Origin of the sequence: Shewanella sp. MEBiC00475, assembly GCF_005234075.1 — a bacterium.
Classification (GTDB): domain Bacteria; phylum Pseudomonadota; class Gammaproteobacteria; order Enterobacterales; family Shewanellaceae; genus Shewanella; species Shewanella polaris.
This window is the reverse complement of record NZ_CP039928.1, coordinates 4,147,023-4,162,941: the sequence shown is the minus strand read 5'-3', so window position 1 is coordinate 4,162,941 and position 15,919 is coordinate 4,147,023. Positions and strand designations below refer to the sequence as shown.

Below are 15,919 nucleotides of genomic sequence, written 5' to 3'. Positions count from 1 at the left end.
CTATTACGACAGTTTTAATGCGCTATTTACTAATGATTCTTGCTGCTGTACGTGCAACCCAGGATAACCACATGCTGGTGCAGCAGAAGCTTCACGACCGGCATAAGTTAATTGAGCACCTGCAGGAATATTAGCCCAGAAATGATGTTGACTACAGTACCATGCACCTTGGTTTTGCGGCTCTTCCTGACACCAAACAAAATCAGTAACATGTTGATATGTTGCTAATGCTGCACGCAGTTCCACATCAGGGAACGGATACAGCTGCTCAACACGTACAATGGCAACGTTGGTGACATTTTCTTTGCGACGTTTTTCGAGTAACTCGAAATAAACCTTACCGCTACAAAATACAACGCGGTCCACTTGGCTGGCATCTAAAGTATCAATCTCACCAATGATATTTTGGAAAGTCCCTTCAGCAAGCTCTTCTAGGCTAGACACAGCCAATGGATGACGAAGTAAAGACTTAGGCGACATGACCACTAATGGACGACGCATAGGGCGAACAACTTGACGGCGCAACATGTGATAAACCTGCGCCGGAGTTGATGGCACGCACACTTGCATGTTGTGGTTAGCACATAATTGCAAGAAGCGCTCTAAACGTGCACTTGAATGTTCAGGGCCTTGACCTTCATAACCATGAGGTAACAGCATAGTCAAACCGCATAAACGGCCCCACTTTTGCTCACCAGATGATAAGAACTGGTCAATCACTACTTGAGCACAGTTAACAAAGTCACCAAACTGCGCTTCCCAAATGGTTAATCCACCAGGTTCTGCAGTTGCGTAACCGTATTCAAACGCTAATACAGAGGCTTCTGATAATACTGAGTCAATAATATCAATTGGCCCTTGTTCATCTGCCACATTACGCAAAGGTAAATAGGTAGTACCGTCATTTTGGTTATGCAACACAGCATGACGATGGAAGAATGTGCCGCGACCAGAGTCTTGACCAGTAATACGTACGCGCTTTTGGTCTTCAAGGATAGAAGCATAAGCCAAGGTTTCAGCAAAACCCCAGTCTAATAATTTCTCTCCTGCCGCCATAGAGGCGCGATCAGCACAAATTTTAGCAACACGTGACTGTAATGTGTGGCTTTCAGGAATATCAACCAACTTATTGGCTAAATTCTGTAAGCGCTCCATAGACATTGAACCAGCGTATTCTTCATCCCATTCGCGATTAAGATACGGTGTCCAGTCAACGGTGTGCAACGTCATAGGACGCCATTCTTTCACCACACAATCACCAGCATCTAATGCATCACGATAATGATTAATCAAACCAGTCACTTCATCGGCTGGAATACTATTTTCAGCGATTAATTTATCGGCATAGATTTTACGTGGCGTAGGGTGTTTTTTGATTTTAGCGTACATTAGCGGCTGTGTAGCGCTAGGTTCATCAGCTTCATTATGACCATGACGGCGATAACACACTAAATCAACGACCACATCACGATTAAACTCATTCCGGTAATCCACGGCAAGTTGAGATATAAACGCAACTGCTTCCGGATCGTCAGCATTGACGTGGAAAATCGGCGCCTGAACCATCTTAGCAATGTCAGTACAGTATTCAGTTGAACGTGTATCAGCATGATTAGATGTGGTAAAACCGACTTGGTTGTTGATAACAATTCGAATGCTACCGCCCACACTAAAACCACGTGTTTGAGACATGTTGAATGTCTCTTGCACAATACCTTGCCCGGTAATAGCAGAGTCACCATGAATGGTAATAGGCATTACCTGAAGACCATCTTTACAACCACGACGGTCTTGACGCGCACGCACAGAGCCAATGACCACAGGATTCACAATTTCTAAGTGAGATGGGTTAAAGGCTAAGGCTAAATGAACATTGCCGCCTGGTGTTTCAAAATCAGATGAGAAACCTTGATGATATTTAACGTCACCCGAGCCATGGATGTCGGCGTGTTTACCCGCAAACTCATCAAACAGTTCAGCAGGACGTTTACCTAGCACGTTAATAAGTAAGTTTAAACGACCACGGTGAGCCATACCTACAACGATTTCTTTAGTACCTGCTTCGCCAGCACGATAAATGATTTCGCGCATCATAGGAACAAGCGCATCACCACCTTCTAATGAAAAACGTTTAGCTCCAGGGAATTTAGCACCTAGGTATTTTTCGATACCTTCTGCCGCATTTAACCCTTCAAGAATTCGCTTTTTAACGTTTTTATCATAATTGGCTTTACCCAATGTCGGCTCAAGACGTTGCTGGATCCAACGTTTTTCATCGGTATCAGTGATATGCATGTATTCAGCACCAATTGAGCCACAATAAGTGCTCTTTAATGCATGAATAATATCAGCCAACTTCATGGTCTCTCCGCCCAAGGCGAATGAACCAGTATTAAACTGACGCTGCATGTCTTCAGCGGTTAAGCCGTGATAAGCAGGGTCGAGCTCCTGAACAACTTCACGCTTCCACAATCCTAATGGATCTAAATTGGCATTTTGATGGCCACGAAAACGATGGGCATTGATCAATTGCAGGACTTTAACTTGTTTCGCATCTAGCTCTGGATCGCTGACGCTGTTAGCGTTTTTTAAGCGACCTTCTAGGGCTAAGCTACGGAAATAGTCACGAACTTTAGAGTGGGCAGTTTCGGGTACATCTACTGAAGTACCATTAACCGGAGGGAGATTATCAAAAACGACCTGCCAATCAGCAGACACTGACTGTGGATCTTCTTGATAGGCTTCATACATCTCTTCTACGTAGGTCGAGTTCGAACCACTTAAATATGACGACTCGAGCCAGGCTTTCATGATGCCTTGGTGCATTGTTATTCCTTTCAAACTTGATACACGTACTAGCCATAAACATAACAGTGAGTAACTTAAGTTACATCACACGTAGACTGAAATTATCTTAACAAGATAATGTCAGGAGGTATTGCATAAATACACAAAAGAGCCATCTCCATAATGAAGATGACTCTCAACAGAGCTAATAAGTCAGACTATTTTGCTCTTCTTTATGCATTATACGGCTCGCTTAAGTAACATTGACTTGATATGACCAATCGCTTTAGTTGGGTTTAATCCTTTAGGACAAACATCAACACAGTTCATAATGCCATGACAACGGAACACACTGTAAGCATCATCTAGTTCAGATAAACGCTCCTCAGTTGCCGTATCGCGGCTGTCAATCAAGAAACGATAAGCATGTAATAAACCAGCTGGACCGATAAACTTATCCGGATTCCACCAGAAAGATGGACAAGCGGTAGAACAACATGCACACAAAATACATTCATATAAACCATCTAAATGAGCACGCTCTTCAGGTGATTGTAAATGTTCGCGAACAGGCGCCTTTTCATCATTGATCAGATAAGGCTTAATTTTTTCGTATTGCTTGTAGAACTGAGTGAGGTCAACGACCAAATCACGAACTACTGGCATGCCTGGTAAAGGACGGATTTCAATTTTCTTCCCTTTAAAGGTCGATAATGGCGTGATACACGCTAATCCATTTTTACCATTCATGTTAACACCGTCAGAACCACACACACCTTCACGGCATGAACGACGGAACGCAAGCGTTGGGTCTTGTTCTTTCAGTTTAATTAACGCATCCAGCACCATCATGTCAGAGCCATCAGGCACTTCCAGGGTGAAATCCTTCATGTAAGGCTTGGTATCTACATCAGGATTGTAACGATACAATGCAAATGTTAATTTCATCTTTGCAACTCCTGCCTAGTAGGTCCGTTTTATCGGTGGAAACGCTTCACGTAATTTAGGTGACATGTTGACATCGCGTTTGCTCATCGCTTTAGTCACTGGATTAAACAAGCTATGACATAACCAATTTTCATCATCACGTTCTAAATAATCTTCACGAGAATGCGCACCACGGCTTTCTGTACGGAAGTTAGCGGCATAAGCTGTTGCGAGCGCAGTTGCCATTAAGTTATCTAATTCTAAACACTCAATACGTTGAGTATTAAATTCGGTAGAATTGTCAGATAACTTAGCATTTTCAAGGCGTTTTTGAATCGCTTGAAGCTGTTCTAAACCTTCTGCCATGGCTTCGCCACTACGGAAAACAGAGAAATTTAACTGCATACACAATTGAAGATCTTTACGGATAACCGTAGGGTCTTCACCGTCTTTGTTGCTTTCCCAACGATTAAGACGAGCAAGTGAAGCACTAATGTCTTCGTCTGATGCTGCTTTTGGATCAGGTGTTGCATCTAACGCTTTACCTAAATGCTGACCTGCAGCACGTCCAAATACCACTAAATCAAGCAGTGAGTTACCACCTAAACGGTTCGCTCCATGTACGGATACACAAGCAATCTCACCGACAGCAAACAAACCTAATACATCTTCTTCAGTGCCATCATCATTCTTACGAATAACTTGACCACTCACTTTAGTCGGTAATCCGCCCATCATATAGTGACACGTTGGTAATACAGGGATTGGACCATCGGCTGGATCGATATGAGCAAAGGTACGTGACAATTCACAAACACCAGGAAGACGAGCTTCTAGGGTCTCTTTGCCTAAATGATCAAGCTTCAGCAACAAATGCGGACCTAATGGACCATCTAAACCACGACCTTCACGAATTTCAGTCATCATTGAACGTGCTACCACGTCACGTGATGCTAAATCTTTCGCGTTTGGTGCATAACGTTCCATGAAACGCTCGCCGTCTTTGTTTAGAAGATATCCACCTTCACCACGACAACCTTCAGTAACCAAAACACCTGCGCCAGCAATACCCGTAGGGTGGAACTGCCACATTTCCATATCTTGTAACTGAACACCAGCACGTGCCGCCATACCCACACCGTCACCAGTATTGATATGGGCGTTAGTGGTAGAAGCATAAATACGCCCTGCTCCACCTGTTGCTAAAATTGTTGCTTTGGCTTTGAAATAAACAATATCGCCTGTTTCAATTTCAATTGCAGTACAACCAACAACCACGCCATCATCGTTTTTAACCAAATCTAAGGCATACCACTCAGAATAAACGTCAGTTTTATGTTTAACGTTTTGTTGATATAAACAATGAAGCAGTGCATGTCCTGTACGGTCAGCGGCTGCTGCAGTACGTGCTGCTTGCTCGCCACCAAAGTTTCTTGATTGGCCACCAAAAGGACGTTGATAGATAGTGCCGTCTTCGAAACGAGAAAAAGGTAATCCCATTTGCTCAAGTTCGATAATGGCTTCAGGACCGGTTTGACACATAAACTCAATGGCTTCTTGGTCACCGATAAAATCGGAACCTTTAACCGTATCGTACATATGTTGTTCCCAATGATCTTCGTGCGCGTTACCTAATGCTACGGTGATACCACCTTGAGCAGAAACGGTATGTGAACGAGTTGGAAACACTTTAGATAAAAGCGCACAGCTCTTACCTTCTTTAGAAATCTGTAATGCTGCTCGCATACCCGCACCGCCGGCGCCGATTACGATTGCATCAAATTCGCGTACTGGAATACTCACTTAAACACCCCACATTATTACAATGCCTGATGCAGCATAACTTAATGCGATCAAAACAAAGGTAAACTGTAAAACCCCGCGTAATGCAGTATTTTTGACATAATCAGTCAATACTTGCCATACACCAATCCATGCATGAATAAGTAAAGCAAGCAAGGTTATTAGGGTAAAGACTTTCATCGGAAGTGAGCTATACAAACCACTCCAAATTTCAAAAGTTAATGGGGCACTACACGCGATAAAGCCAACTATGAAAATAGTATAACAAGCGAGAATCACTGCACTTGCGCGTAATAGAATATAGTCATGAACACCACTGCGTCCAAAACTTGATGCATTTATTACCATACCCAAATCCCCGCTATGATTGAAAAGGCCGCTGCTAAAGCAAAAGTAGCCTTAGCTGATGCAGTACCTGAAGCTAACTCTTCCCAACGACCAGTATCCATTACCAAATGGCGTATGCCACCTAATAAGTGATAACCCAACGCAGTTAGAATTCCCCAAAGGATGAACTTCATCACGAAACTATCGAACAAGGATTGTACGCTAGCGAAACCATCTGCTGATGTTAAAGTCGAATTTAACAACCAAAGAAGGATACCAATAGCAAATAGCATGATCACACCGGAGATGCGGTGCAGTATTGACGCGATCGCTGTCGCAGGAAAGCGAATCGTCTGCAGGTCTAGATGGACAGGTCTTTGCTTTTTCACGTTCTGCTCACTCAGCTCCATTGAGCCTTATTTTTGTTATAAATCTATTCTTTGCTTAACCATTAATAATTTGCACATAGCAAAGCATTCTCTAAACAAAAAATAGACTGCTCTTAACGCCTAAAACAGTTGAGAAAACAACAATTAGTTTATAATTTAATCATTTCCAAACTGTGACGCTCGTCGCCATTAGGGACGCAGGCAAGTATACTCGTGGGAATTGTCAAATACAAACCTCACATTATGCAAAATAAGTTTTTTTAGTGTTTTTTTTATTCTAATCCAAGCGCAGAGCGGTTTTCAGAGGACATATACCATGGTCTAACAAATTTAAACGCTTATTTAAATTGAAATGTGATCCCGATCCACTGTAAAGTAATGACCGCTTAACATGCCGCACTCATATAAAGAATGAAGTAAGGAGAACGGGGTATGGCTGATAATATAGCCAAATTAGAGTTACCAGGAAACGATTCAATCGACCTACCTATTAAAAAAGGTACTGAAGGTTTTGATGTTATCGACATCAGTAAACTTGGAAAAAAAGGGTATTTTACCTTCGACCCAGGCTTTCTAGCTACTGCATCTTGTGAGTCAGCAATTACTTATATCGATGGTGATAAAGGTATCTTGTTACATCGTGGGTATCCAATTGAGCAACTTGCAACTGAATCGACATACTTAGATTTATGCTACTTGCTTCTTTACGGTGAATTACCGTCTAAAGTCGATTACGAACAATTTGTCACCACAGTGAAACAACACACTATGGTTAATGAGCAAATTGCTTTCTTCTTCAGAGGATTTCGTCGTGATGCACACCCAATGGCAATGCTATGTGGTGTAACAGGTGCATTATCTGCTTTCTATCAAGACTCTCTAGATGTTAACAATCCAGAGCACAGAGAAATTGCAGCTTATCGCTTAGTGTCTAAAATGCCGACCATTGCTGCAATGTGCTACAAATATTCAATGGGGCAGCCATTTATTTACCCACGTAACAATTTAAGTTATGCAGGTAACTTCTTGTCGATGATGTTTGCTACTCCGTGTGAAGAGTACAAGGTCAACCCAGTGATTGAACAAGCAATGGACCGTATTTTTGTACTGCATGCTGATCATGAGCAAAATGCATCAACATCAACAGTACGTTTAGCAGGTTCATCAGGCGCTAATCCATTTGCATGTATTGCAGCGGGTATAGCTTCGTTGTGGGGCCCAGCTCATGGTGGTGCTAACGAAGCTTGTCTGCAAATGCTAGAAGAAATCGGCAGCGTTGATCGCATTCCTGAGTTTATCGAGAAAGCGAAAGACAAAAACGATCCATTCCGCTTAATGGGCTTTGGTCATCGAGTTTACAAAAACTTCGACCCACGCGCTAAAGTGATGCGTGAAACGTGTCATGACGTGCTTAAAGAACTTAAAGTGGTTGATCCATTATTAGATGTAGCAATGGAACTTGAGCGTATCGCCCTTGAAGATGAATACTTTATCTCTAAGAAGCTATACCCGAACGTTGATTTCTACTCTGGTATCATCATGAAAGCCATTGGTATCCCTACCAGTATGTTTACTGTGCTATTTGCATTGTCACGTACTGTTGGTTGGATTTCACATTGGAAAGAAATGTTAGATCAACCAGGCCATAAAATCAGCCGTCCACGTCAGTTATACACTGGTGAATCGGCACGTGAATTTGTGAGTCTTGATAAACGTTAATCGTTTTGATTAATGTGATAAAAAAGCGCCGAAAGGCGCTTTTTTTGTATTTTAAGCCCATTCATTTGTCCCCATTGAATTAAATACACTTACTACTAGCATGCAACCATAGCCTCGAAGTCGTTCTACCTCTTATTCCCTAATTAATTTACTTTTTTATTGATCGTGTTATTAAATCTTTTTCATAACCCATCATGCAGGAATAACCAATCACACCATAAGTTAACCATTTTAACTAATTTAACATTACCAAACTCACTAACACCAAACATTAAACCAACATAAATCATTGCTGTATAACATGTATTTAACATGGCATGGTTAATGCTATATGGTGAGTAATTAACATTGATTACAAATGATAACGTGACGTTTAACTGCTTAAATATAACACTAAGTACATTAGCGTCATTTAATTCAAAAAATAATAATTGGCAGGTACTCCCATGGACAGGTTCATCAACATAAAAAAAATGGCAATTCCTTTATTTTGTATAGCAGCACTTAGCGGTTGTGGTGACGAAACAGAGCAAGTAAAAGAAGATGAAAAATTTGCTATCCCAGTTGAAACCGCACTGGTCACTACAGGCAATGTATCCTCTTTTTACAGCACGACAGCAACTCTCGAGGCACCAGAAGAGTCACATGTGATGAGCCGCATCGCAGGGATAATTGAAACCATTAACGTTGAGGAAGGCGATCGGGTTACCAAGGGGCAAATACTTGCGGTAATTGATGCCAAGCGTCAACGCTATGATTTCAATCGTTCAGAAGCCGAAGTGCAGATTATTCAGCAAGAATTAAATCGTTTAAACAAAATGAATAACAAAGAGTTTATTAGCCAAGATGCTATGGCCAAACTCGAATTTAATTTACAAGCAGCCAAGGCACAACGAGATTTAGCAGAGCTACAAGTTAAAGAAAGCCAAATAACCTCACCCATTAATGGTGTTGTTGCTGAACGCTATGTTAAAACAGGCAATATGGCCAAAGAGTTCCAAGAGCTATTTTATGTCGTTAACCAAGACCAACTTCACGGTATATTACACCTACCAGAACAACAGCTTGCGAGTTTACGAGTTGGTCAGCAAGCCAGTATTATTCAACAACATCAAACTGCAAACGCCAAAATTATTAACGCTAACGTGTTACGCATCAGTCCAATAGTGGATGCTCAAAGTGGTACGTTTAAAGTAACACTAGCGGTCCCCAATCAAGATGCAACATTAAAAGCAGGCATGTTTACTCGGGTTGAACTTAAATACGACACCCACCTTGATGTACTTACCGTGCCTTATAACGCATTAATCAACCAAGACAACACCCAGGCTTTGTATGTCATTAAAGACACCAAAGCACAACGACGTGAAGTCACCTTGGGCTACCGTGAAAATAACACGGTTGAAATTTTATCGGGTGTGGAAGATGGTGAACAAATTGTCATCCGTGGCCAACAAAATCTCAAAGATCAATCATTAGTGGAAATTATTACCCCACTTAGCTTCGCAGCTATTCGATAACGGAGCGGGATAATGTCAATAATTAACACTTCAGTTAAACGCCCCGTCACTGTATGGATGTTCATGTTAGCTGTAATGCTTTTTGGCATGGTAGGGTTTTCTCGCCTCGCGGTAAAATTGTTACCAGACTTAAACTATCCTAGCGTGACAATACGCACAGCCTATGACGGTGCCGCTCCGGTTGAAATTGAACAGCTGGTATCAAAACCGATTGAAGAAGCTGTAGGGGTGGTAAAAGGACTCCGGAAAATCAGTTCAATTTCACGTTCTGGCATGTCTGATGTTGTGCTCGAGTTTGAATGGGGCACCAACATGGATATGGCAAGCCTTGAAGTACGTGAAAAAATCGACACTATCGAACTTCCCTTAGACATTAATAAACCATTATTACTGCGTTTTAACCCCAATCTTGATCCCATCATGCGCTTAGCTTTTTCTGTACCCAATGCCGATGCGGAACAATTAAAGCAAATGCGAACCTTTGCAGATGAAGAGTTAAAACGACGTTTAGAAGCCTTATCCGGTATTGCTGCCGTAAGGTTATCCGGTGGGTTGGAGCAAGAAGTTCACATTGAATTAAATCAACAAAAACTAAGCCAATTGAATCTTAATGCCGACCAGGTTAAGCGTCGAATCAATGAAGAAAATATCAACCTTTCAGCAGGTAAAGTGATTCAGGGTGATAAAGAATACTTGGTCAGAACCTTAAATCAATTCAACTCACTCGATGAGTTAGGTCAAGTCATTATCTACCGAGATGGCCAAACCTTAGTCAGATTATCTGATATTGCGGTGATTAGTGATGCCTACAAAGAACGCAGTGATATTACTCGTATCGGCGAGGTAGAATCGATTGAGCTAGCAATATACAAAGAAGGCGACGCCAATACCGTTGCTGTTGCGCAAAAGCTACGCTCTGAACTTGAAAAAATCAACCAAGCTAATGAAGGTAATAAATTAAAAGTTATTTATGACCAATCTGAGTTTATTGAAAGTGCAGTGAATGAGGTAACTTCTGCAGCGTTATTTGGTAGCTTACTGGCAATGCTGGTGATTTACCTATTTTTACGGGATATTATTGCCACCTTGATTATTTCTATCTCGATCCCCTTTTCGGTTATTGCCACCTTTAATATGATGTATTTTGCTGATATCAGTTTAAACATTATGTCACTAGGCGGTATTGCGTTAGCGATTGGTTTATTGGTCGACAATGCCATTGTGGTTTTAGAAAACATAGACCGTTATAAAGCTCAAGGCATGAGTAAAGTTGAGGCAGCCGTCACTGGATGTAAAGAGGTCTCTGGTGCCATTTTTGCATCTACACTTACCACGCTGGCAGTATTTGTACCTTTAGTGTTTGTCGATGGCATTGCTGGAGCCTTATTTTCCGACCAAGCTCTCACTGTCACGTTCGCCCTACTCGCCTCATTATTTGTCGCCTTAACAGCCATTCCCATGTTGGCATCACGTCAAGGTTTTACTAGCCTGCCGCAACCGGTTGAAGTGACCCAAAAGCCTAAACCAACAAGTCGCAAAGGAAAAATAGCTTATTACTTACTGGCAGTGCTGATTTTTCCCTTTAAACTCTTGTTTAGCTATTTACCTTCAGGATTGTTAACCGCAATTATTGTCATTAGCCGTTTTATAAGTAGTGTATTTGGGCTGTTACTCAAACCCATCTGTGCTGGCTTTAACTACTTATATCGCATCGTAGAATCAATTTATTTCCGAGTGTTACATCACGCCCTACGCCACCAAGTACTCACCATTGTGTTAGCACTAATGGTGACCCTAGCCTCAAGCAGTTTACTGCCTAAGTTAGGTGTCGAGTTAATCCCGCCGATGAATCAAGGTGAGTTTTATGTCGAAATTTTATTACCACCAGGCACCGAAGTCAGTGAAACTGATGCCGTATTACAAAAACTAGCGCTGTCGATTAAAGACCGTGAAGATGTGAAACATGCTTATAGCCAAGCGGGTAGCGGTGGATTAATGACATCAGATACCGCTCGCGGCGGTGAAAACTGGGGCCGATTACAAGTGGTACTCGCAGACCCTTTAGCCTTTAACGTTGTTAGTCAGGTATTGCGAAACACAGCAAGAAACATTCCTGAACTAGAAGCTAAAATTGAACATCCTGAGTTATTCAGTTTTAAAACCCCACTTGAAATTGAATTATCAGGTTATGATTTAGCTCAACTCAAACAAAGCGCAGACCAATTGGTTAATGCCTTGTCTGAGTCTGACCGTTTTAGTGACATCAATACTAGCTTACGTGATGGCCAACCAGAGATCAGTATTCGCTTTGATCATGCCCGTTTAGCAGCGCTAGGAATGGATGCGCCGACAGTCGCTAACCGTATAGCCCAACGCGTAGGTGGGACTATTGCCAGCCAGTTTACGGTACGTGATCGTAAAGTGGATATTTTGGTGCGCAGTGAGTTAAGCGAACGCGATCAGATCAGCGACATTGAATCGTTAATTATTAATCCCAATAGCGCCCAACCGATCCCATTAAGTGCTATCGCCACAATAGATTTGCAAATTGGTCCTTCAGCGATTAATCGTATCAGTCAACAGCGAGTCGCTATTGTGTCGTCTAATTTGGCATATGGTGATTTAAGCGAAGCGGTGCTTCAAGCACAACAAATACTGACTAAACAGCAGTTCCCGAGTTCGATACAGGCCAGATTTGGCGGTCAAAATGAAGAAATGGAACAATCATTTGATTCGTTAAAAATAGCCTTGGTTCTAGCTATCTTCTTAGTATATTTAGTGATGGCCAGTCAGTTTGAGTCATTGTTACATCCACTGTTAATTTTAATTGCCGTGCCAATGGCCGTTGCAGGCAGCATTATTGGTTTATTTATTACCGGAACCCATTTAAGTGTGGTGGTATTTATAGGCTTAATTATGCTGGCAGGTATTGTGGTCAACAATGCGATTGTATTAGTTGACCGTATTAATCAGTTACGCCAAGAAGGCAAGGATAAGCTAACTGCGATTAATGATGCTGCGCAATCTCGTTTACGTCCTATCATGATGACAACCCTAACCACTACTTTAGGTTTATTGCCTATGGCAATAGGGATTGGCGATGGCAGTGAAGTTCGTGCGCCAATGGCGATTACTGTGATTTTCGGTTTAAGCATGTCAACCTTGCTTACATTGTTAGTTATCCCTGCTTTATATGCGTTATTTGATCGTAAACAATATATCCAAAGCGACGTTGAACTTAATACTGCGGATACGCCAGCATGAACATAACTCAACTGGCAATAAAGCGCCCTGTCACCACCTGTATGTTTTTCTTGGCCATCATGTTATTTGGTATGGCGGCCAGTCGAATGTTGCCATTAGAAATGTTTCCAGGGATTGATATTCCACAAATTGTGGTGCAAGTTCCGTATAAAGGCTCCAGTCCTGCAGAAGTTGAACGGGATATCACTAAAGTTCTGGAAGAATCACTTGCCACCATGAGTGGTATTGAAGAGGTGCGTTCAGATTCAACCCAAGACGGTGCTTTTATTCGACTCAACATGAAATGGGGTCAAGACGTTGCCACCAAAAGTCTTGAAGCACGTGAGAAAATCGACTCGGTAAGACATTTATTACCAAAAGATGTCGAACGCGTGATGATCCAACAGTTTTCTACCGCCGATATGCCGGTTCTGACCATTCGCATATCAAGCGAGCGTGAACTCTCTAATGCATTTGATTTATTAGACAAACAATTGCGTAAGCCACTTGAACGCGTTGATGGCGTATCAAAAGTCACCCTTTATGGCGTTGAACAAAATCAGATTGAAATCCGGCTTGATGCCGATAAATTAATAGCTTCAAACCTTAATAGTCTCGATCTACGCACGCGTTTGCTGGCTGAAAACTTCGTCATCAGTGCAGGCACCCTTAGAGAAAACTCAAGAGTGTATCAAGTATCACCCAAAGGCGAATTTACCAGTCTCGATGATATTAACAATTTGGTCATAGTGCCAGGTATTCGCCTGCAAGATATTGCGATGGTGAATTATGCCCTGCCCGAGAAAATAGAAGGACGACATTTAGACCAAAAATATGCAGTGGGCATTGACGTATTTAAAGAGTCTGGTGCTAATTTAGTGGAGGTGTCTGATCGAGTATTAAACGTTATCGGACAGGTTAAGCAAGATCAGCAATTTAATGGCATCAAACTGTTTATCATGGAAGATCAAGCCTATGGTGTTAAATCGTCATTAAAAGACTTACTACTGTCTGGCTTAATGGGTGCGGTATTGTCATTTGGCGTGCTGTATCTTTTTTTACGTAACCTTAAAATGACCTTAGTGGTTATCTCATCTGTGCCGATTTCATTATGTATGACATTGGCTGGTATGTACTTTTTAGGCTACAGCTTAAATATTTTGTCGATGATGGGACTACTATTAGCAGTCGGCATGTTGATTGACAATGCGGTGGTGGTGACCGAAAGCGTACTGCAAGAGAAACAAGCAGCACACATTGACGACACTTGCCAGCTAAAAGCCAACCAACAAGCCGTGTTAACCGGCGTAGAAAAAGTTTCATTGGCAGTGTTAGCGGGCACATTAACCACCGCCATTGTATTTTTACCCAATATTTTTGGTGTTAAAGTGCAACTGACCATCTTTTTAGAACACGTTGCTGTCGCCATTTGTATTTCGCTGGCGGCTTCATTGTTAGTTGCAAAAACCCTTATTCCACTTATGCTTAATCACTTTCATTTTGAAGTGAAAGCCGCTAATGGCAATAATCACTTAGGGCGTTTTTATCAACGCAGCCTCACCTGGATTTTAACCCGCCCTAAACGCTCTGGTGTCATTGCCTTGGTGATATTGGTATCAACAGTATTGCCATTAAGCATGGTGCAACAAGATCAAGGTGATGGTGAAGGTAATGACCGTTTATACATTAATTACCAGCTAGAAGGTCGCCATAATCTAGCGGTCACTGAAGCCATGATTAATAGCATGGAAACGTATTTATACAGCAATAAAGACAAGTTTTATATTGATGCGGTTTACAGTTACTACGCCCCACAAGATGCACAATCAACCATTTTATTGCAAAAAGACATCCCAATAGACATTGGTGAGTTAAAGAAAATGATCCGTGAAGGCTTTCCTAAGTTTTCGATTGCTACGCCACAATTTGGTTGGGGCAACGAAAATAACGGTATTCGTGTGACGTTAACTGGACGCTCAACAACCGAATTAATTCGTATCAGTGAGCAAGTGATGCCACTACTCGAAGATATAGAAGGTCTAGTCGATGTACGTTCTGAAGTAAATGGTTCACAACAGGAAGTTATTGTCGTCATTAACCGAGAAATGGCTGCCAGACTGGATTTGACCTTAAGTGATATAGCATCGAACATTGCAATTGCTTTAAGAGGTTCACAACTACGTTCATTTCGTCATGATCCTAGCGGCGAATTACGTATCGAACTGGCCTATGACAAAAGCTGGCAAAAATCGCTGGAAAAACTTAAGCAACTACCGATTATTCGTCAAGGTGACCGAGTTTATACCCTAGACAGTTTAGCTGAAGCAACCGTGGTTCCACGTTTTGATACCATTCGACATTTTAATCGCCAAACAGCTTTATCAATCGGTGCAAACTTAGAAAACTTCACCACAGAAGAAGCACAAACCAAAATAACTCAAGTAATGGATTCAGTAAACTTTCCAAATGGATACGGCTATTCGCTTCGGGGTGGGTTTGAACGTCAAGATGAAGACCAGTCAATCATGGCGGTGAATATGATCTTAGCCATTGCGATGATTTATATTGTTATGGCGGCATTATTTGAATCACTGCTTTTACCAACAGCTATCATTACCTCGATCATGTTCTCCATAACTGGTGTATTTTGGGCACTGTGGTTAACAGGTACGCCGATGTCGGTAATGTCTATGATTGGCATACTTATTTTAATGGGTATTGTGGTGAATAATGGTATTGTATTGGTTGATCAAATCAACCAAATGACTCCGGATTTAGATAAGCTAAGCGACACTATTGTCACCGTGTGTATTACCCGTTTGCGTCCAGTATTAATGACAGTTGCAACAACAGTGTTAGGCTTAGTTCCGTTAGCCATGGGAGACACCCAAATAGGTGGCGGTGGACCACCTTATTCACCAATGGCCATTGCGATCATTGGTGGGTTAACTTTTTCAACGGTAACCAGTTTGTATTTAGTGCCATTGTGCTACCAAGCTCTTTACTTAATGAGGCATAAGGCAGCTATTCGATTAGGCTTAGCCAACACTTTTGCTCAAAAACTGCTACCTTGGACTAATACTAGTCGTTAATCGTCTTAGAATAATGCGACTACATTAGCTATTGCGTTAACGACAAGCTATCAAAAAGCCTTAACAGCTATGTGATCTAATACGTTGAATTAGTAGTATTGATAACAACTAG

General features: G+C 41.8%; 9 protein-coding genes. 4 read left to right on the top strand and 5 right to left on the bottom strand.

What is annotated here, in order from left to right:
- Window positions 1–3 precede the first annotated feature (3 nt).
- The 5 genes from sucA to sdhC form a co-directional block, all read right to left on the bottom strand.
- Window positions 4–2,826 (bottom strand): 2-oxoglutarate dehydrogenase E1 component, encoded by a 2,823-nt coding sequence (gene sucA / locus FCN25_RS18435; RefSeq protein ID WP_137226846.1) that lies wholly within the window; start codon window positions 2,824–2,826, stop codon window positions 4–6.
- Between the two features lie 201 nt (window positions 2,827–3,027).
- The gene (locus FCN25_RS18430) at window positions 3,028–3,735 is read right to left on the bottom strand and encodes a succinate dehydrogenase iron-sulfur subunit (RefSeq protein WP_137226845.1); all 708 of its coding nucleotides are present in this window, start codon (window positions 3,733–3,735) and stop codon (window positions 3,028–3,030) included.
- 15 nt (window positions 3,736–3,750) lie between these two features.
- On the bottom strand, window positions 3,751–5,517 hold the full coding sequence (gene sdhA, locus FCN25_RS18425; protein ID WP_137226844.1) for a succinate dehydrogenase flavoprotein subunit: 1,767 nt from the start codon (window positions 5,515–5,517) through the stop codon (window positions 3,751–3,753).
- The gene (gene sdhD / locus FCN25_RS18420; protein ID WP_137226843.1) at window positions 5,518–5,865 is read right to left on the bottom strand and encodes a succinate dehydrogenase, hydrophobic membrane anchor protein; all 348 of its coding nucleotides are present in this window, start codon (window positions 5,863–5,865) and stop codon (window positions 5,518–5,520) included.
- Window positions 5,859–6,254: a succinate dehydrogenase cytochrome b556 subunit gene (gene sdhC / locus FCN25_RS18415; RefSeq protein ID WP_137226842.1), complete on the bottom strand. Its 396-nt coding sequence runs from the start codon at window positions 6,252–6,254 to the stop codon at window positions 5,859–5,861. The genes sdhD and sdhC overlap by 7 nt, the downstream gene beginning before the upstream one ends.
- Window positions 6,255–6,665: 411 nt before the next feature.
- Between sdhC and FCN25_RS18410 the strand changes: the two genes are divergently transcribed.
- The 4 genes from FCN25_RS18410 (at window position 6,666) to FCN25_RS18395 (ending at window position 15,807) form a co-directional block, all read left to right on the top strand.
- The gene (locus FCN25_RS18410) at window positions 6,666–7,952 is read left to right on the top strand and encodes a citrate synthase (RefSeq protein ID WP_137226841.1); all 1,287 of its coding nucleotides are present in this window, start codon (window positions 6,666–6,668) and stop codon (window positions 7,950–7,952) included.
- A gap of 446 nt (window positions 7,953–8,398) precedes the next feature.
- A complete protein-coding gene (locus tag FCN25_RS18405; RefSeq protein WP_137226840.1) occupies window positions 8,399–9,472 on the top strand; it encodes an efflux RND transporter periplasmic adaptor subunit in 1,074 nt (357 codons plus the stop codon).
- Window positions 9,473–9,484: 12 nt separating this feature from the next.
- A complete protein-coding gene (locus FCN25_RS18400; RefSeq protein WP_137226839.1) occupies window positions 9,485–12,736 on the top strand; it encodes an efflux RND transporter permease subunit in 3,252 nt (1,083 codons plus the stop codon).
- Window positions 12,733–15,807, top strand: coding sequence for an efflux RND transporter permease subunit (locus FCN25_RS18395; RefSeq protein ID WP_137226838.1), 3,075 nt, complete (start codon window positions 12,733–12,735; stop codon window positions 15,805–15,807). Before FCN25_RS18400 ends, FCN25_RS18395 begins: the two co-directional genes overlap by 4 nt.
- Window positions 15,808–15,919: the final 112 nt, after the last annotated feature.